Origin of the sequence: Rhizobium leguminosarum, assembly GCF_002953715.1 — a bacterium.
GTDB lineage: Bacteria > Pseudomonadota > Alphaproteobacteria > Rhizobiales > Rhizobiaceae > Rhizobium > Rhizobium leguminosarum_V.
The window spans coordinates 540,623-557,386 of sequence record NZ_CP025015.1; the positions used below are offsets into that span (position 1 = coordinate 540,623).

Consider the following 16,764-nt stretch of genomic DNA (forward strand, 5'->3'; position numbering starts at 1 on the left):
GGCTGGAATCATTTTTATGGCCGCATCGGTCGCCATACTGGCGATCGGCACTGCCCTCGCCGGCGGGTACCGCATCAATCTGACACCGAGCGAGCCACTCGGCCTGTGGCGCATCATCCCGCTTCATCGACCGGCAGCAGTTGGCGACCTCCTCTTCATCTGCCCACCGGCAACGGCGGAAATGCGGGAGGCACAAGCGCGTGGCTATCTCCGTTCCGGTTCCTGCCCGGGTGGCGTCGCACCGTTGATCAAGACAGTAATCGCCGTCGCAGGACAGAATGCCGAAATCGGCGCCAGCGTGAGCGTGGATGGGCGGGTGGTTTCCTCTTCCAGACTCGCGCTACGAGATGGAAAAGGCCGGCCGTTGACGCCGTTTACGAGTGGCATCGTACCGCCGGATTCTATCTTCCTGCATTCCGCGTTCCCAGGCTCCTACGACTCCCGATACTTTGGCCCAGTGCCGATCTCCGGCATTCTCGGGCTGGCGCAGGAGGTGTTCACCTATGTCCCGTGATTGCCTTCGGCCGGCGCTGCCGATTTTCGCTTCGATCGCGATCAGCGTGGTGGGCTGGAGCGGCCATGTGTTGCTTCTACCCGTCGCGCTGGGATTTCCAATTCTATGGTCCCTCGCGCAAACGAGATTGGGGGCAGCACTTGTCTCCGCTGCATATTTCCTGGCCGCATCACGTGGTTTGCCGCAAGGCGTTGCCACCTTCTATGCGGCGGACGTTTGGCCGGGTCTTTTGCTCTGGTTGTGTGCGTCTTTGAGCTTCGTTGCCGTGCATACGGTTCTCTGGACGAAGAACAGCGGAGTTCGTCCGTTTCGCTATCTCCTTGCGGCCGTCATCATGGCCAGCCCACCGTTCGGCATCACGGGCTGGGCGCATCCCGTCACAGCCGCGGGCGTTTTGTTTCCGGGATGGGGATGGTGGGGACTTGGACTTATGACAGCTGGCCTTGCGGGCCTCGTAACCCGCATCTGGCCAGCTGTCGCCATCGCCTTGACTGGCTTTTGGCTGTGGTCCGCCGCAATATGGACCGACCCGAAACTACCGGAAGGCTGGCGCGGCGTCGATCTGGAACTGGGCGCTTCACTCGGCCGCGAAGCCGGTCTTCAACGCCACCGTGACATGATCGCCACGGTACGTGGAGCAGCGGGCGATGGCACCCGCTACGTCGTGTTGCCGGAAAGTGCGCTTGGCTTCTGGACACCGACCGTGGAGCGGCTTTGGACAGGCGCTTTCAGCGATGGTGATGCCACAGTCATCACCGGCGCCGCGATGGTCGACCCCGCGGGCTACAACAATGTCCTCGTCGCGATCGACGGGAAGGGCAACCGCATCCTCTATCGCGAACGCATGCCGGTTCCCGGCTCGATGTGGCAGCCGTGGCGATCCTGGTTCGGGGGGAGTGTCGGTGCCAAGTCGGATTTCTTTGCGAACCCGGTCGTCTCCATCGGTGGCGGCCGCGCGGCACCATTGATCTGTTATGAGCAACTGATCGTTTGGCCGGTGCTTCAGTCCGTGCTGCACGATCCTGACTTCATCATTGCCGTCGGGAACGGTTGGTGGACCGATGGGACGTCGATCGTCTCGATCCAGCGTGCCGCCACCACCGCATGGGCAAAGCTCTTCGCAAAACCGCTCGTTATTGCCTTCAACACCTGAGTGCCCAGGAGACACCATGCTCGACGCCGCCCTGATAAAAGAATGCGGGGAACCTTCCCTAAAGCCCGCAATCGTCGAGCAGTTCGTGCTAGCAGCGGGCTCGGATGATCCCCTCGCTGTCACCGTCAAATCGGGGGGGCGATTGATACTCGTTCCGAAAGCGACATCGGCCGAGGAGGCAATGGAGATCGTGCAACAACATGTGGGGACTGCCGTCGTCCGCGTTGGAATCACACAGTACCCTGCTGGTGTTGGCGTCAAGGGACCGACTGATTTGAAGCCGGACCTCCTGGATGCCTGCCAAAACCTCCGCAAAGGTACGGCGATGTTCGCCAAGGTTCTCAGGATCGTCGCCCAGTGGTACGGCAACCCCACGAACAAAGACGTCTTCCCGCAGATTTTTGAAGATGCGGTTTATGCATGGAAGACCGGTGAGTTCGAGGGCGTGAGCGTGTTTCAGGCGGAGGATCCTGGAATACCCATCGAAGCGCCGCAGCAAAGCGATGAGACGCGTCCCGCCGAGTCAGTGGATGGCGAGGAAGCGACGCCGAAAGACGTACAGCCAGGGACGGTACAGGATGTTGGACGCGCGGGGATGCGGATCGATCTTTCCCGCATTGGTGGTCAGCAATAGCGTTGAGTTCACCTCGCATTCGCGGGGCATCTTCCGGCCAAGCCAGAATTTAGCGCGGCTCCAAAGCATGAAATTAGTGTGCTTTCGACGGATGAAATTAAAGTGAGACAGATTGCGAGCAAACCGCTCACTAGTCCAGCCTCGCAGCCGCAACCGCGTGCGGCATCAGGAATGTGGCAATCTCCGCGATGACGTCTGTCAGATCGCCAGGATTGTGTGCAACGCCTTCAACGAAAGCTCGCCATTGCCGCTGCTTTTGCTGGTCCTTGGCAAAGGCGTCCGTTAGGGCGTCGGGGAGGTCAATGGGGATCGATGTCGCGCGGCGATCAAAGGTAGCGGCTATTGCGCGCGCCAGCCGATCATCGCTGAAGTCGAAAGACCTGCTGAGGATCCAGATGTCGTAGAAATCCTTCATGCGGCTGTTTACTCGCCCCAGCATCACCATTGCCGGGAACTTCTCGGCAATGACCGTTTCTCGCGCATAGGCCCGAAGCCGCGGCATCGGAAAATCGAGCATAGAAGGATAATCCAAAACCTCCACCCCAGGCTCAAGCGCATCGCCAAAACCGATGTCGATCGTCAGGTTGATCCGGGCTCCGCTGATCGAAGCGATCACCCGCAGCCTGAGCCCACCATAATCCAATGCCTCGCGAATACGATCCACATGCAGCGTATCAGCGTCAAACGTAACGCCATCGTCGGCCTCTTGCGCCAGAATTTCCCGAAATGTCTCAAGCATCGGGTCCGGACTCGGATCACCGAAACCCAAAAGATCGAGGTCGCGCGTGCCTCGGTGCGGATTGTCGAACCAACTCATCATCAACATCGCCCCCTTTAGAACGAAGCGACCGGCGTGGGGCGACTGGCTAAGCCGGAACAATAACCGTTCAAGAGCAAAACGCGTCAGGACCAGATCGAAGCTTTGCCCGCTTGCCTTGGCGAGTTGCAACAGGTGGGCGCGCACCGAGGCGCCGACGTTTCCGATGTCTTTAGCCATTGGCGGTCAGCGCCTCGAGATACGGCCGGATCACCGATCCGACGCCACCGCGTTCGGCCTGGTTGGCGATCTCGCCAGGAGTAGCCCTTCGTTGCCGCAGCGCCTCCTGCAGCCCTTCTATCGCTACCGAAAGGCCGATCTTGTTGCGATAGCGAAAGCAATCGGCAATTGTCTTGGCAATTCCAAAGACCCTCACAGGAACGCCTTCAATGACATGGGTTTCGACGCTTTCGTTGAGAAGGCTGTCTGTGAAACGCACGATGCGCAGAGCGGGCCCGTCCAGTTTCGGAGCCCAGTCCTTACGGCCTATGGCAAGCCAGATTTGTCCGGGGAGCTGATCTGTCAGGCCGTGGAACGCCAATGCCGAAACGAGGCAGATGACGGCTTTGGGCGCGCGTTTGGCAACCTCCGCCAGGCTGTGGTTGACGTCGAGCTGCGCATCAGGAAGTTGATAAAGACCGCGGGCAAGCCGGAGCACTTCACCATCTCGATCCATTCGGCTCATGGTGGCAGCCGTCACACCTGCGTTCCGCAGTTCGACCAAGCGTGCTATTCCGCGCTCAGTTAGCACGGTCCGGGCGATTTGGCGTTGCGTGACGGAACCGGGCATTGATATAAAAGCTCGGAGAATGGGATCTATTATCCTAGGATTTGTATCACAATCCCTGAGGTCGAGAAAGCCCTCGCTTTGTGAATTCTTCACCACGAATAATTGCCTCGATTGGATGAGAGCTGACAAATCCAGTGGTCGCCAAGAGTAAAGATGTAGCCTTGCCGACGGACCTAGCCAATTGACGTGAAAGCATTCGTGGCCATGATCTTGAGCCACGGCCACGAGGGATAGTGCAGGCATTCATCGACCTGGCGCTTTACGAAGCCTTCCCTGAAGGTCTTCCAGTATCGGCCTTGTCGAGAGGCAAGCGGTTTATCGACTGCACCTACAGTCCCTGCTCCGACAACTTTCGTGGCCGCCCATTGGTAGGATGAGCCGCTACCCAGATTTCTGCGAGATCTACCATGCGCGCCGTGAGAGCTGGATAGCCTTCAACGATCTCTATGGCGTCGGCGCCTTGCTTCTTCATAGCGGCAACCATTCGCACCGGAACCCGCGTCCCCTTGAAGACCGGCCCGCCGCCAATCACTGCATCTTCAGAAGGAGAGTACGATGGGCAAGCTCAGTCGAGACTTGCCGGTTATCGTGATTTCGTCACGAGCTCGGCCGGGTCAACGCTCAGGGCTTCTGCGATCTGACCAAGGACGGTGACCGTCGCAGACATCTCGGCGCGCTCGATAGCTCCAATATGGCGCACGCTCAGGCCTGTACGATGCGCCAATTCCTCCTGCGTCAGTTGCTTACCATGACGTATCCGACGCAGATTAATCGCCATGACCTCCTTGAGATCCATGACGTGAGAGGAACCGTAATCGGAACTATCGTTCCAGGAACTATAGTTCCGATTCGTACTGCCATGTGTTATTACTCGTCCGGCCGATCATCCACCTCGAGAGCACATAAGGCATACGATCACTGGCCGTGCATCCAAAGCCTAAACGGTATAGTGCTCACGAGGTCTTTGAGCGGTGAAAGAAAGACGCTAGGGAAGAAATGGGATGAACGACGCAGACTCGTCCGAGATAAACAATGAAAAACAAGAAAGACCATCTCGCTACAGTTCGATGCAAGAGTCACAACTAGAGGTGCTGGCGGTTGCCGCAATCCGTGAGCACCGCCATCTTATTGCCGCCGACGAAGCTGTCTACGAGGAATGGACTCGCGCGAGCGGCGATCCGTCCGTTTCCGGTGCCGTACTAAAAAGTCTGCAGGATGAGTACGTCGCGCGTCAGAACAAATCTGAGGCCCAGCAGGAGGTGCTGTCGGAAATCATCGATGCGCTTGGTTACATCCCTGAAGTTGCCCCAGATGGCGAAGAATGACGCTCATACCAGACCGTGGTCTTTGGCGATCGCGACAAGTTGCGGAACGGTCGCTGCGTCGAGCTTTTCGCGCGCCTTATCAAGGTAGTGCTGCACTGTCCTCGGGTTGATCCCCGTCAGCATTGCGGTTTCCGGAGCGCTTTTGCCCTTTGCCGCCCACATGAGGCACATTGCTTCTCTTGGTGAAAGCAACCGTTTCGGAGCGACAATCGTCTTCGCAGCAATGATTTTCAGGCGGTAGTGGATCGCCAGTACTGCCTGGATCGCTTTTTGCGCATCCTGCAGCTTTTTAACGTCAGCCGTCTGCGCTGAGGATGCAAACGTCAGCATCATCGTCGACCCGAAACTTCCTTCGACGGGTATAGTCACCCCACTCCGAATGCCGTAATCGATCGCCTGGTCCCGAAAACGCCTGAGTTCGGAGGTTCCACGAGCGGGCCAATCGTCGGCCGTCCAGGAAAACATTTCCATGCGACGCTTGGCTTCAGTAACGACCGGGTCGATGCGGGAGTACTGGCCTTCGAGATAAACGCCCTGCCATTCCTCCGGATAGGAGTTGAATGTGCGGATTTCCAACCCCTCGGTCTGCAGATAAGCAAAACGGTCGAAGCCACATGCGTGCGCAAATGTCTTCAGAGCACTTTTGATCATCCGTTCATCATGCGCGGCTTCTGTCATATCGATGAGAGAGCGAAGGTCACCGTCCACTAACTTTTCTCCTTTTGCGACGGTGCAAGCCTCCCACTTGTCGCGCCGTTCTGACGCCACGAGGTACCGGTTGCCACCGTTCGGTTAGCCGGTACCACATGGGACATTGGACGATACGGCAGTTGCTTCTACGCGAAGCAGATCCACGTTCGTTGCATCGCCTAGGTCTATTCACCTCTCCCGAGTATTCAACTCTTTCTGATCTAAAGACGATGATTTTTGTAGAGAATTTTAGTCACACCTGCGCCGCCACGCGGAATGACCTTGCGACGTTCAGCGAAGTATCGAAAATCCGAGGGTCCATTAGCTGGTCAGCGGCCGCTATAGACAGACGGAAAAACAATATCCTGATCGACCAGGACGTTGAACTTGTAGCCCGGTCGGATGCGAATCGTCGGCTGGACGTTCAGATTCTTCGAGGTCGTCTCCTCCGCTACCCGGCCGAATGATTCGGCAAAATTACGTCGTGCTGCATCCGAGGCGGTGTCCTGCGTCGCGAGCGTCGAACTCTCGGGCATAGACATATCGATCCCGGTCCCGATGATTGCCACTAGCGCCGCCGAACCGAACGTCCTCCAGAGATGGCGGTCGGCCATGTCCTGGAAGCCGCCATATCCTTCGGCGTCCGTGCCGGCCATGCCGCCGATCTGCAGTGTAGACCCATTCGGAAATATGAGATCCGTCCAGACGACAAGAACGCGCTCCTGGCCGAAGGACATCTTGGAATCGTAACGGCCGAACAGCTTTGCGCCTTGCGGGATGAGAAGGCGATAGCCGGTGGCGCTGTCGTAGACATTCTGGCTGACCTGAGCTGTAATGCGCCCTGGCAGGTCGGAATTGAGGCCGGTGATCAATGTTGCCGGGATGACCGAACCGCGCTTCAATTCATTAGGTGACATCTGCGGCACGACCTGGTTTGGCAGGTAGCCGAGATCCTTGATGTCCTGGTTGAAGAAATCCTCTTTCGACGTCTGCCCGTTCTGATCGACGTTTTGTCCCATTAGTCCGGATTTCATGGCCGCGGCATAAAGGTCCGAGGCGCTGTTCGCCACGGCATTTGTCGGCTGGCGGCCGGTGTCATTGGTCGAGCTTGCAGCCTTCTCGACATCGGCGATGTCTACCTTGAGCGGCGAATCGAGCGCCGTGGAACGAGCTTGGAGACGCGCCATCCGCTGCCGCTGCGCCTCGTGCATATATTGTTCATCCTGCTCTCGCTTCAGGCGAGCCTTCCATTCCTCTTCGGATTCGAGCCTTTGTCTGCGATCTTGTCGGTCTGTTGGTTGGCGCTCGACGGACGGTTCCTGCTTTTCCTTATTCTCCACCAAGACGGGTGTCGGTTGAAACACCTCCTGCTTTTCTGGGTCACCGATAATACCGTCCGTGACACCCCGCTTAAGCTGGTCGCCGAAACTGGTCGCAGGGCTATTGGAAGCACCCTCGATGTCGCCACGATGGAAGGAAAGCCCGCGCAGCGACAGACCAATCACGACGACGCCGACGAACAGCACAATGACGATGATGGCGACGATGATCGGCAGGCGGTTGAGCCGGCGCATGCCATTCTGTTCGTCTGCCTGGCTGGACGTACCAAGCTGGAGCGACTGGACCATGTTAATCTCCGTTGCGCTGCATGATCGAAAGCGGACTAGCCGGCGTGGCGCCGGCCGCCGTCGGCGTGTAAGCGCGGCCGAGAGCGATGGATGACGTCGAAAGCCGCGCCAAAACCTGCCCGTCAAAGCCCTCGATCGAACAGGAAAGCTCGATCGGCTTGACGTCTTTGGCGATCTTGCCGTCCGTGACGACCGTGTAACCCCACCCCTTCAGGGCGGCTTCGAGGGCGGTCGCGAAGTCCGACGTGTCCTTCTCCATTTTGATCGTGGTCGTAGCACCCGCCGGGCCGATCCGTTCAGCCAGACGGCTTGCCATGTCGCCGGCGATGGCGTTTGCAGCCGGTCCGGTGACGGCCACCGCGGGCGAGCTGGTGGTCAGTGCGTCGGCCGTTTGGCAGCCGGAGAGCAGCGCGGCCGCGCTGAAGAATGCAAATAGCTTCCGCATGGTTCAGCCTCCCCGCCGGATGGTGATCTTCTGCTGCCGCCAACCGACGCCGGAAACGAGGATCGCCTTGTCGATCGCATAGTCGACGGTCATCATGTCGTTCTTCATCCGGTAATTGACGATGCGATTTTGACCGCCGGAGACGACGAAGAGCACTGGTGCATCCTGACCGGAGATCGACTTCGGGAACTGGATGTAGGTCTTCACCCCGTCAGAATAGACCCGCTTCGGTTTCCAGGGCGCGCTCCCGCTCACCGAGTAGGAGAAGTTCAGCTTGTCCGGCGCTGTGCCCGGAATGCCGCCCGTTTCGAGACGGGCGTTTATGTCGGCGAGCTTGGTGGACACGTCTTCCGGATATTCGAAGCCAATGCGCGCCATGTACTGGCTGGGATGGGATTTGAGCTGGATGTGATAGGTTCGACGTGACGTGGTGACGACCATCGAGGTGAAAAGCCCTGGCTCAGATGGTTTGACGATGAGATGGATGGCCTGTCCGCCTGTCGCACCCGAGGTGGCCGGCTCTACCTTCCAGCGCACGGTGTCGCCGACGAGAACGTCGCGAACGATCTCGCCACCCTGAAGTTCGATGTCGCAGACCTGTAAAGGCGAGCAGACGACGGAAGGTTGCGTTTCGCCGAACAAGAAGATCACCTTTCCGTCCGGTCCAGTCGTGACCAGTCCCGGCGTGCCGCGCCACTTCCTGGAAAGATTTGTTCCTTTCACCTCGTTGCTCGTCATGCTTTGCGCCTGCGCGCCCGCCGCAAGCAAGAGTCCGGCTATGCAGCCGGCGGCTGCGATCAATCCCGTTTTTTTCATTGAAAGTATCCCTGCCCTTAAAGCTGTGCCGTCCAGTCGAAATCCCGGACATAGAGGCCGATCGGATTGAGGCGGATCGTCGCCTCATCCTGTGGCGCGGTGAGCGTCACAGTCGCGATGCCGCGGAAACGACGCGTACCGATCTCCTTGCCCTTTCGGTCCCGCTCGTATTCCGTCCAGTCGATCTGATAGGTTTGGTTCGAAAGCGCGACAATGTTGTTGACCTCGATGGCAACCGTCGAAGACTTCGCCTTCTCGAACGGGGAGTTGCCCCGGAACCAGGCGTTGACCTTCTCGGTCGATGGGTCGGACGTGCGCAGAAGGGCGTAGGTGCGGTCGATGTATTGTTTCTGGACCACTGCGTCCGGCGTGATCGAGCGAAAGCTCGTGACGAAGTTGCCAAGTGTGGCGCGTACCACGCGGACATCGGCATACTCGATCTGCTCGGGGAAGCCTGCCGTGACTGCCGTCCCGAGCTTGTCGACCTCGACGATGTAAGGCACCAGCCTCACCTGCGTGCTCAAATACATCGCGTAGGTGAAGCCGATGACGGCCATGACCAGACCGAGGACACCCACGATGCGCCATGCGGCTGCGGCCTTCACATAGGAGCCATAGCGTTCGCTCCATTCCTGGCGGGCGGCAAGATATGGGTTTTCCGGGGCGCGGTTCGCTGCCATTTATTCTTCCCTTGTCTCCATTACGGTTTGTCGTTGCGTTCGGGAGGAGGCTTCGGTCCGCTATAGCCCCCGCGCTGCTCATCGAGCTTGGCATTGGCAAGTCCGAGAATGGACCCCGCATAGGCGCCGGGAGAGCCGATTGCCTTTTCCTTCGCGGCTGATCCGGCTGCTTGCGCGCCGGAACTGAAGCCCGCGCCGATGCCGCGAAGAGTGGCACCTGCAACGGATGAGCCGCCAGCTCGTGCGGCTTGCGCGGCCGCAAAGCCCGCGCCAGCAGCGCCGGCGGCGAGGAAGCCAGCGCCTGCGGCGAAAGACGCCGCCTGTCCGCCGTGTCGGATTGCCTCCATACCACCGGAGACAGATACGCCCTGGACGACACCCTGCATGATGTTCGGGACGTACATCGCGATAATGAAAACAACGACGGCAATTCCAGCGATGGCAAGAGCGGTTTGAAACTGGTCGCCGATATCGGGCTGGTTGGCGAGGCCGATCAGCACTTCCGAACCAATGCGAGAGATCATCACAAGGGCCATGACCTTCATCCCGACGGAGAAGGCGTAGACCAGGTAGCGGACTGCAAAATCCTTGGTGAACGACGATCCACCAAGGCCGAGCATGATCATGCCGGCCAGCAGCCCGATATACATTTCGACCATGACCGACACGAAAATCGCTGCGACCAGAGAAAATGCGATGACTGTCACGACCATCGCGAACGCTGCCGAGATTGCGAGAGCATTGTCTTCGAAGAGGCCGAACTGTACCTTTTCCGACATTTTCGTTGCAACTGCGAGCCCGGCGTTGAACACGTCAGCTGGTGATGCCGTCCCTCCTCCGGCGCCGATTTGGAAGAGACTGTCTGCGACCGCCTTGGCGAAGGTGGGTCCCTGCGCTAGCACAAACGCGAAGAAGCCCACAAACATGATCCGCCGCACCAGTTCGGCGAACCAGCTATCCAGCGAGGCTGACTGGATGGCCAGCCAGACGGCCGCTATGCCGATCTCGATCGTTGCGAGGATCCAGAACAGAGATCTCGCAGCGTCCATGACGGTGCTTTCCCACCCCTTCGCGGCGGTAGTGATCTGGCTCTGGAGGGAGGTCAAAACTGACCCTTCTTGCGCAAGCGCCGGCTGGGTTGCCATCACCGCGAACGCGGCAACGAGCATGGCGATCCGTAGCTGATGAAGTCTCGTCATGGTTGGCATGCGATCACCATTCGACCTTCATCTTTTCGCCGCCCGATGTGGGATACTCATTCGATGAACCAAAAAACTTCTCCCGGCGCTCCCATGCGGCCTGTTTTTCCGAGATGAGCAACCATAGGCCGGTGCCGCCGACAGCGAGACTCGTCGCGATCGCGACTAGGGTCAGTTTCGTTTTCACCACTCCACCTTCATCTTTTCGCCGCCTGAGGTGGAAGGAGCCGTCGCACTGAAGAATTTTTCCCGCCGCGCCTGTGCCAGATCCTTGTCGGTCTGTTCGGTCTGCAGCCAGGTTCCCATCATGGTCATCTGTTGGGAGACGAGACCGCGAAGCTTCTGCATTTGCGCGACTTGCTGAGCGGCGATCTCGTGGCCGACCTGCAAAGCCTTCATCTGCCCGTCAGCCGTTTCGGACATCGACCGCAGCGAGGACATCGTATCCTCCTCGCTATCGAACTGGTCGGCCGTGAGGCTCGCCGCCTTCAGCGAGCTGGCGATCGTGTCACGGTTGGTGTTTGACCAGGACTGATAGGTCGAGGAGAACGTCGTGTTGTCCGGCAAATTCGTCTTGAGATCGGCATAGCTCTGAAAGCGTTGCTGAAGAACGTCGTCCGCATTTCCCATCGAAAAAGCGATGCCCTGTCCCTGGTCGATGATACTGCGTAACTGGTTGATATCGCTTTCGACCTGCCCCCAGACATGGTCAGGAAGCTGCGCGGTGTTTTGCAGCATGTTCTCGTAGATCTTGAGCTGGTTCTGAATCTGCTCTGCAAGCTGGCTGATCTGGGTCAGCTGATTGTCGACCTGGATGCCGGAGCTTTTCATGAGGTCCACGAGCTGCGCATTGTTGGCGAGCTGCGTCCATTCGGTCGCGGCGCCGGTGGCTGCACCGGCTTGCACTGAGCCTGCGCCTCCAATCGTGAGAGCGGCGGCCGCCAAGCCGGCGAACCATCTATTTGAGCAGCGATTCGGCATCTTGAACTCCTCTCGTTTCAAGCCAGTGGATCGGCCAGTCGTGGCCATGTTCGGATTTCAGTGTGCGGATGCGTTTGAGGTCCTCTTTGCCCGACGCGCCGACAAAGCTCAGGGCGACTGGCCCAAGCGACATGTTGAAGAGCCGCCGGCCTTCCGGCGTGGCGACGTAGTATTCTCGCTTCGGAATGGCGGTTGCGACGATCTCGATCTGCCGCTCGTTGAAACCGATGCGCTCGTAAAATTCACGTGTCCCAGGCTCGCGGGCGGCACCGTTCGGAAGGCAAATCTTGGTCGGGCAGGATTCCTTCAGCACGTCGATAATCCCGGACCGTTCGGCATCCGAGATCGATTGGGTCGCGAGAACGACAGCGCAATTCGCCTTGCGCAGCACCTTGAGCCACTCGCGAATCTTGTCGCGGAACACAGGGTGGCCGAGCATCAGCCACGCCTCGTCGAGCACGATCAGACTGGGAGACCCATCCAAACGCTTCTCGATCCTGCGGAACAGGTAGGTCAGCACCGGCACGAGATTGCGCTCACCCATATTCATCAGCTGCTCGATCTCGAAGGTCTGGAAGGCCCCGAGCGTGAGGCCATCTTCTTCCGCATCAAGGAGCTGCCCCATCGGGCCATCGACGGTGTAGTGATGCAGTGAGTCCTTGATCTCCCGCAGCTGCACGCCGCTGACGAAATCTGAGAGCGATCGACCAGAGGCGCTCGCCATCAGTCCGACCTGCCGAGAGATGGCGTTACGATGATCGGGTGTGATGGTGACGCCCTGCAGACCGACCAGCATCTCGATCCATTCCGTCGCCCAAGCCCGGTCGGCATCACTTTTGAGTTCGGAGAGTGGGCAGAAGGCCAATGCCCTCCCCTCTTCCACACTGTCGCCGCCGATCTCATAGTGATCGCCGCCGGCTGCGAGCGTCAGGGGTAGAAGTGAACTGCCTTTGTCAAAGGCGAAGATCTGCGCATGTTCGTACCGGCGAAACTGTGCGGCGATCAGGGCGAGCAACGTCGACTTGCCAGAACCGGTCGGACCGAAGATCAGCGTGTGGCCGACATCATCGACGTGCAGGTTCAGACGAAACGCTGTCGATCCGCTCGCAACCTGCATCAAGGGCGGGGAATTCGGCGGATAAAAAGGGCATGGCGCGACAGGATTTCCGGACCAGACCGAGTTCAGCGGAATCAAGTCGGCGAGATTGCTGGTGTTGATCAGCGGCTCACGGATGTTGCAATACCAGTTGCCCGGCAAGCTGCCGAGATAGGCGTCGGTGGCGTTGAGCGTTTCGATCCGCGCTCCGAAACCTTCCGCCTGGATCAGCCGCCGGATCGCTTCGGCCTTCTCCTGGAGTGCTTCGCGATCGCTGCCGAATAGCACGACCACCGGTGTGTAATAGCCATAGGCAACCAGCTGCGACGAGGCCCGCGCGATGGCATCCTCGGTCTCGACCACCATAGTCATCGCGTCTTGGTCGACGGATCGACTTTGTGTCTGGAATATCTGGTCGAAGAACGGTCGGACCTTCTGCTGCCATTTCTTGCGTGTGCGTTCGAGCTTCCGTCGAGCTTCCTCGGCATCGAGAAAGATGAAACGTGACGACCACCGATAGGTCAGCGGCATAAGATCAAGGCTGTTCAGAATACCCGGCCAGCTTTCGACCGGCAGACCGTCGATCGCAACGACGCCGAGGAAACGGCTTTCGACCTTTGGCGTCAGGCCGTGCTCAAGCTCCGCGGTGGCGATCCAGTCGAGATACATGGGAACATCGGGAAGCCGGATTGGATGGCTTTCGCCGGTGGTGCAGAAACGGGCGAACTGGAGCAGCTCGTCATATCGGGCAATTCGCTCCCCTCCCCTTTCGACCGTTTCGCGGGTTTCCATTCGCCGGATCGAAAGTGTGTTGGCAAAATACTGCTCAAGCTCGCGCACCGCGTTCTTGAACACGAAGAGCACCGTGTCCGCGTAGGACTTCTTCCGGCTCTCCTCATCCGAATAGATGTATTTGCTGAGTGCAGTCTTCTTGGACTCAAGTGGCCGGTAGGTCAGGATTAGTGCATGCTTGCTCTCGAAATGCCCCTGCTCTCGCGCGAAATGCGCCCGACGCTCGGCATCGATTGCGCGGGTCACCGGGTCGGGGAAATGGCATCGATCTTCTGATGGATAGTCGACTGTCGGAATACGGATGGCCTCGACCTGGATCATCCAGCCGCTTCCGAGCCGCGACAGAACGGCATTGATCTGCCTCGACAGCTCGTTGCGCTCGAGGTCGGTCGCACTTTCGGAATCCGGTCCTGCGAAGTACCAGCCGGCCATCAGGCTTCCGTCCTTCAAGAGGAGGACACCATTGTCGACCAGGCCGGCATAAGGAACGAGATCGGCGAAGGACGGGCCGGTCACCCGGAACCGTTTGAGAGCTACCATGGCTGTCTCCTCAGTACCGTCGCCACGGCGAAGTGGTCGCCTTGTAATAGGGCTTGTAGGAAATGTGCCTGATATAGACTTGCCGCATCAGTGGGTCGGACTTCGCCATCATCCTGAGCAGCCCGACGATCATGACCCAGACAGCGACGCCGAAGAGCGCCGAATAGGCCGTAAGCACGACGAAGATCAGGATCACGGCTGCAAGACCGGTGATCAGGACCAGCTCCCGGTCGGCGCCCATTAGCAGGTTCGGGCGGGAGAGCGCGCGATGGATGCGATTGCGTCGCAAGCCGGACACGGACTCAGCCATGATCTCCCTCCCCTCCTTTGTTCGAACCAATTGACGTGATCTGCTCGTCGGTCAGTCCGATCGAAGCGCCGGTCGCACCGAACAGGCCGACAATGTTGGTGGCGCCGAGCAGGATGCCGGCGACAAGAACGACGTACACAAGTCGCCGCGCGAAATCGTTGAGCTCGCCGCCGAAGATGAGCATGCCGCCGGCGATGGCCACGGCTGCAAGCGCGATCGCACCCGCGACCGGGCCGGTTATCGACTCCTGAATCTGCTGCAGTGGCCCTTCCCATGGGAGGCTGCCGCCGGAACTGGCGAGCGCCGGCGCGACAGAGGCCAGAACGATTGGCGCCGCCACGAGCGCAGCGGCGATGAGGGTATGCTTACGCGACATGGCGCGCCTCCTGTTCTTCGGTAAGCTGATCGGATTCGATCTCATACCGTCCGTTGATGAACCGCTCGACTTGAATGATGTCGCGAACAAGCCGGCCGCCGGGCGTCCGCTCAATCGAGATGACCAGGTCGACGGCCTCTCCGATCACCTCGTGCATCGGCTGCTGGCTTGCCTCGGCAGTAAGCTGCTCGAGACGGCGTAGCGCCGACATGGCGGTGTTCGAGTGAATGGTCGCTACGCCGCCTGGGTGACCGGTGTTCCAGGCCTTGAGCAACGTCAGGGCCGCACCGTCGCGAACTTCGCCAACGACGATCCGGTCGGGGCGCAAGCGCATGGTGCTCTTCAAGAGCCGCGCCATGTCGATCGAATCGCTGGTATGGAGGAGAACGGCGTTTTCAGCCGCGCATTGGATTTCCGCGGTATCCTCAAGAATGACGAGACGATCCTGGCGCGCAGATTTGACGATCTCGTGGATGACCGCGTTCGCTAGCGTCGTCTTACCCGAGCCCGTTCCACCGGAAATGATGATGTTCAGCCTCGTGGAAATGGCACTGCGGATCGTAGCGGCTTGGTATTCTGTCATCACGCCGGCGTGAATATAGTCTTCGAGCAGAATGAGGCGCGATGCCCGGCGCCGGATTGTGAAGGCAGGCTTGGCGACAACGGGAGGCAACAGTCCCTCGAATCGGTGGCCACCGATTGGCAGCTCGCCAGAGATGATTGGCTGTTCCGTGTCGACCGCTGACTGAAGCGCGTGCGCCACTGTACCGATGACCATCTCCGCGGCAGCCGACGACATCTCGCCAGCGGGCGCAACGCCGTGACCGAGCCGTTCGATGAATAATTTGCCGTCCGGATTGAGCATGATTTCGACGACGTTCGCGTCGTCCAGGGCAACACAAAGCTGATCGCCGAGCGCCTCCTGAAGTTTGCGGACGAGCCGAGGGTGAGAGCGAAGCTGGTTCACGGATTTCTCCTTAGGCTGCCTGGCTGACAGGGGGCGAATTCAGAACGGTAGTTGGAGGGGCGAAGCCTGAGGAACGTGGCCGCATTGGCGGCCAGTGTGCCCGCTACGGCCATCGTCACGCCAATCTTCTTGGGTTCGCCCAAACGCTGCAGCGGCCATCCGACGCGGGCGAGGATTCGCTCGAATCTAAGATCGGTCACCGTGACAATCTCGGTATAGCCATTAGCGATGCACCATTCGATGATGCCAGCGAACATGGTCAGCGTGGCTTCATGAACCGAACCGTCGCCCCTCCCCTCCGCAAGTGCCGTGTCGACGCAGAAGCGAGAACTCTCAATCATCGCGGCATGCCCCTTGAGTTGGCCGTCGGGGAGCAGCGACGGGAAAACGTCGGCCACCATTGTCGGTCCGAGCGCAGGAAGAAGCCTCGCGCACCCCGCCAATTCGCCGGTCTCTGCGATGGCGAGAATATAGGTCGGCCGAAGCGCGTCGAAACGATCGGACTCGCACCCCGCCGTTACATCGACTTCCCAACCCAGGCGATCGGAAAAGACCCGAGCACGAAGCTGATAGTGGATGTGTAGGAGATGCGCCTCTTGGATCGTCCGGGGTGTTGAGAGCGCGAGAGCCCGCATGATCTTTCTCCGTCGTTGTTGGTCGGCGGGAAATCAGCACAGTTTGGAATCGGAGGGCAGTTGTAGGATTCAACATGCACGTAGCGAGGTGAGTCGTGGCTCATGAGGGGCGTGGCGCTACAGAGCCGCCTAATCTACTTGCTGCTACACTGTTCGGATTTGTAGGATTCACAGGAGAACATTCCGGGATCAGGGAGCCGGGCATTTGTGGCTAACTCCCGGAGCGGAAAAGCAAAAAACCGAACAGCCTTATGCAGATTGCCCCCGGTCGTTAACCTTTTGTTAACCCTAAACCTCTGGACCAGTTCGGAGAATCGTGTTCTATTTTTAGCGGGCAATGGCCGGTAAACCGGCGAAAAGCCGCCAAGAGGGACAG

Annotated in this window: 20 protein-coding genes and 1 pseudogene; 4 read left to right on the forward strand and 17 right to left on the reverse strand. The window is 59.1% G+C overall.

Annotated features, from left to right (window positions below; all coding sequences use genetic code 11):
- The first annotated feature begins 16 nt into the window (after positions 1–16).
- Genes traF through CUJ84_RS34855 form a run of 3 tightly spaced genes read left to right on the forward strand, consistent with a single transcriptional unit; the run spans position 17 to position 2,301 of the window.
- Positions 17–514, forward strand: a complete 498-nt coding sequence (gene traF, locus CUJ84_RS34845; protein ID WP_245457639.1) for a conjugative transfer signal peptidase TraF — start codon at positions 17–19, stop codon at positions 512–514.
- Positions 504–1,667: a conjugal transfer protein TraB gene (locus tag CUJ84_RS34850; RefSeq protein WP_105009998.1), complete on the forward strand. Its 1,164-nt coding sequence runs from the start codon at positions 504–506 to the stop codon at positions 1,665–1,667. Before traF ends, CUJ84_RS34850 begins: the two co-directional genes overlap by 11 nt.
- A gap of 16 nt (positions 1,668–1,683) precedes the next feature.
- A complete protein-coding gene (locus tag CUJ84_RS34855) occupies positions 1,684–2,301 on the forward strand; it encodes a TraH family protein (protein WP_105009999.1) in 618 nt (205 codons plus the stop codon).
- Between the two features lie 130 nt (positions 2,302–2,431).
- Here the strand turns inward: CUJ84_RS34855 and CUJ84_RS34860 are convergent, their stop codons facing one another.
- The 4 genes and pseudogenes from CUJ84_RS34860 to CUJ84_RS34875 form a co-directional block, all read right to left on the reverse strand.
- Complete coding sequence (locus CUJ84_RS34860; RefSeq protein WP_105010000.1) at positions 2,432–3,298, reverse strand: nucleotidyl transferase AbiEii/AbiGii toxin family protein; 867 nt, start codon at positions 3,296–3,298, stop codon at positions 2,432–2,434.
- Entirely contained in the window at positions 3,291–3,908 is a 618-nt protein-coding gene (locus CUJ84_RS34865) for a type IV toxin-antitoxin system AbiEi family antitoxin domain-containing protein (RefSeq protein ID WP_105010001.1), read from the reverse strand. Before CUJ84_RS34865 ends, CUJ84_RS34860 begins: the two co-directional genes overlap by 8 nt.
- 259 nt (positions 3,909–4,167) lie before the next feature.
- Positions 4,168–4,452: pseudogene (locus tag CUJ84_RS34870) on the reverse strand (DUF433 domain-containing protein); the annotation flags it as partial.
- Between the two features lie 39 nt (positions 4,453–4,491).
- The gene (locus CUJ84_RS34875; protein ID WP_018482035.1) at positions 4,492–4,704 is read right to left on the reverse strand and encodes a helix-turn-helix domain-containing protein; all 213 of its coding nucleotides are present in this window, start codon (positions 4,702–4,704) and stop codon (positions 4,492–4,494) included.
- Between the two features lie 205 nt (positions 4,705–4,909).
- On the opposite strand from CUJ84_RS34875, the gene CUJ84_RS34880 reads away from it, so the two are divergent.
- Entirely contained in the window at positions 4,910–5,233 is a 324-nt protein-coding gene (locus CUJ84_RS34880) for a transcriptional repressor TraM (RefSeq protein WP_018482034.1), read from the forward strand.
- Positions 5,234–5,236: 3 nt separating this feature from the next.
- On the opposite strand, the gene CUJ84_RS34885 is transcribed toward CUJ84_RS34880, so the two are convergent.
- The 13 genes from CUJ84_RS34885 to CUJ84_RS34945 all read right to left on the reverse strand — a co-directional run bounded on the left by CUJ84_RS34885 (position 5,237) and on the right by CUJ84_RS34945 (position 16,388).
- Positions 5,237–5,941, reverse strand: a complete 705-nt coding sequence (locus tag CUJ84_RS34885) for an autoinducer binding domain-containing protein (protein ID WP_105010002.1) — start codon at positions 5,939–5,941, stop codon at positions 5,237–5,239.
- Positions 5,942–6,252: 311 nt separating this feature from the next.
- Positions 6,253–7,551 carry an IncP-type conjugal transfer protein TrbI gene (gene trbI, locus CUJ84_RS34890; RefSeq protein WP_018482032.1) on the reverse strand — a complete coding sequence of 433 codons (1,299 nt, stop codon included), beginning with the start codon at positions 7,549–7,551 and terminating at the stop codon, positions 6,253–6,255.
- 1 nt (position 7,552) lies between these two features.
- Positions 7,553–7,996, reverse strand: a complete 444-nt coding sequence (gene trbH, locus CUJ84_RS34895; protein WP_018482031.1) for a conjugal transfer protein TrbH — start codon at positions 7,994–7,996, stop codon at positions 7,553–7,555.
- 3 nt (positions 7,997–7,999) lie between these two features.
- Entirely contained in the window at positions 8,000–8,812 is an 813-nt protein-coding gene (gene trbG, locus CUJ84_RS34900) for a P-type conjugative transfer protein TrbG (RefSeq protein WP_020572024.1), read from the reverse strand.
- A gap of 17 nt (positions 8,813–8,829) precedes the next feature.
- Complete coding sequence (locus tag CUJ84_RS34905) at positions 8,830–9,492, reverse strand: conjugal transfer protein TrbF (RefSeq protein WP_018482029.1); 663 nt, start codon at positions 9,490–9,492, stop codon at positions 8,830–8,832.
- A 20-nt stretch (positions 9,493–9,512) separates the two neighbouring features.
- The gene (trbL, locus tag CUJ84_RS34910; protein ID WP_105010003.1) at positions 9,513–10,691 is read right to left on the reverse strand and encodes a P-type conjugative transfer protein TrbL; all 1,179 of its coding nucleotides are present in this window, start codon (positions 10,689–10,691) and stop codon (positions 9,513–9,515) included.
- A 13-nt stretch (positions 10,692–10,704) separates the two neighbouring features.
- Complete coding sequence (gene trbK, locus CUJ84_RS34915) at positions 10,705–10,881, reverse strand: entry exclusion protein TrbK (RefSeq protein WP_018482027.1); 177 nt, start codon at positions 10,879–10,881, stop codon at positions 10,705–10,707.
- On the reverse strand, positions 10,875–11,672 hold the full coding sequence (gene trbJ / locus CUJ84_RS34920) for a P-type conjugative transfer protein TrbJ (RefSeq protein WP_018482026.1): 798 nt from the start codon (positions 11,670–11,672) through the stop codon (positions 10,875–10,877). The genes trbK and trbJ overlap by 7 nt, the downstream gene beginning before the upstream one ends.
- Positions 11,650–14,100 carry a conjugal transfer protein TrbE gene (locus tag CUJ84_RS34925; RefSeq protein WP_018482025.1) on the reverse strand — a complete coding sequence of 817 codons (2,451 nt, stop codon included), beginning with the start codon at positions 14,098–14,100 and terminating at the stop codon, positions 11,650–11,652. The genes trbJ and CUJ84_RS34925 overlap by 23 nt, the downstream gene beginning before the upstream one ends.
- Before the next feature lie 10 nt (positions 14,101–14,110).
- Positions 14,111–14,410 (reverse strand): conjugal transfer protein TrbD, encoded by a 300-nt coding sequence (locus CUJ84_RS34930; protein ID WP_018482024.1) that lies wholly within the window; start codon positions 14,408–14,410, stop codon positions 14,111–14,113.
- The gene (locus CUJ84_RS34935; protein WP_018482023.1) at positions 14,403–14,786 is read right to left on the reverse strand and encodes a TrbC/VirB2 family protein; all 384 of its coding nucleotides are present in this window, start codon (positions 14,784–14,786) and stop codon (positions 14,403–14,405) included. Before CUJ84_RS34935 ends, CUJ84_RS34930 begins: the two co-directional genes overlap by 8 nt.
- On the reverse strand, positions 14,776–15,753 hold the full coding sequence (gene trbB / locus CUJ84_RS34940; protein ID WP_018482022.1) for a P-type conjugative transfer ATPase TrbB: 978 nt from the start codon (positions 15,751–15,753) through the stop codon (positions 14,776–14,778). Before trbB ends, CUJ84_RS34935 begins: the two co-directional genes overlap by 11 nt.
- Positions 15,750–16,388: an acyl-homoserine-lactone synthase gene (locus CUJ84_RS34945; protein WP_018482021.1), complete on the reverse strand. Its 639-nt coding sequence runs from the start codon at positions 16,386–16,388 to the stop codon at positions 15,750–15,752. Before CUJ84_RS34945 ends, trbB begins: the two co-directional genes overlap by 4 nt.
- Between the last annotated feature and the right edge of the window lie 376 nt (positions 16,389–16,764).

What these genes read in the sequence shown, in the direction of transcription:
- trbG (WP_020572024.1), bottom strand. Translation starts at nt 8,812, where the DNA reads ATGAAAAAAACGGGATTGATCGCAGCCGCCGGCTGCATAGCCGGACTC.
- CUJ84_RS34855 (WP_105009999.1), top strand. Translation starts at nt 1,684, where the DNA reads ATGCTCGACGCCGCCCTGATAAAAGAATGCGGGGAACCTTCCCTAAAG.
- CUJ84_RS34865 (WP_105010001.1), bottom strand. Translation starts at nt 3,908, where the DNA reads ATGCCCGGTTCCGTCACGCAACGCCAAATCGCCCGGACCGTGCTAACT.
- trbL (WP_105010003.1), bottom strand. Translation starts at nt 10,691, where the DNA reads ATGACGAGACTTCATCAGCTACGGATCGCCATGCTCGTTGCCGCGTTC.
- CUJ84_RS34930 (WP_018482024.1), bottom strand. Translation starts at nt 14,410, where the DNA reads ATGGCTGAGTCCGTGTCCGGCTTGCGACGCAATCGCATCCATCGCGCG.
- CUJ84_RS34880 (WP_018482034.1), top strand. Translation starts at nt 4,910, where the DNA reads ATGAACGACGCAGACTCGTCCGAGATAAACAATGAAAAACAAGAAAGA.
- trbH (WP_018482031.1), bottom strand. Translation starts at nt 7,996, where the DNA reads ATGCGGAAGCTATTTGCATTCTTCAGCGCGGCCGCGCTGCTCTCCGGC.
- CUJ84_RS34925 (WP_018482025.1), bottom strand. Translation starts at nt 14,100, where the DNA reads ATGGTAGCTCTCAAACGGTTCCGGGTGACCGGCCCGTCCTTCGCCGAT.
- traF (WP_245457639.1), top strand. Translation starts at nt 17, where the DNA reads ATGGCCGCATCGGTCGCCATACTGGCGATCGGCACTGCCCTCGCCGGC.
- CUJ84_RS34945 (WP_018482021.1), bottom strand. Translation starts at nt 16,388, where the DNA reads ATGCGGGCTCTCGCGCTCTCAACACCCCGGACGATCCAAGAGGCGCAT.
- CUJ84_RS34850 (WP_105009998.1), top strand. Translation starts at nt 504, where the DNA reads ATGTCCCGTGATTGCCTTCGGCCGGCGCTGCCGATTTTCGCTTCGATC.
- trbI (WP_018482032.1), bottom strand. Translation starts at nt 7,551, where the DNA reads ATGGTCCAGTCGCTCCAGCTTGGTACGTCCAGCCAGGCAGACGAACAG.
- CUJ84_RS34935 (WP_018482023.1), bottom strand. Translation starts at nt 14,786, where the DNA reads ATGTCGCGTAAGCATACCCTCATCGCCGCTGCGCTCGTGGCGGCGCCA.
- CUJ84_RS34875 (WP_018482035.1), bottom strand. Translation starts at nt 4,704, where the DNA reads ATGGATCTCAAGGAGGTCATGGCGATTAATCTGCGTCGGATACGTCAT.
- CUJ84_RS34905 (WP_018482029.1), bottom strand. Translation starts at nt 9,492, where the DNA reads ATGGCAGCGAACCGCGCCCCGGAAAACCCATATCTTGCCGCCCGCCAG.
- trbJ (WP_018482026.1), bottom strand. Translation starts at nt 11,672, where the DNA reads ATGCCGAATCGCTGCTCAAATAGATGGTTCGCCGGCTTGGCGGCCGCC.
- CUJ84_RS34860 (WP_105010000.1), bottom strand. Translation starts at nt 3,298, where the DNA reads ATGGCTAAAGACATCGGAAACGTCGGCGCCTCGGTGCGCGCCCACCTG.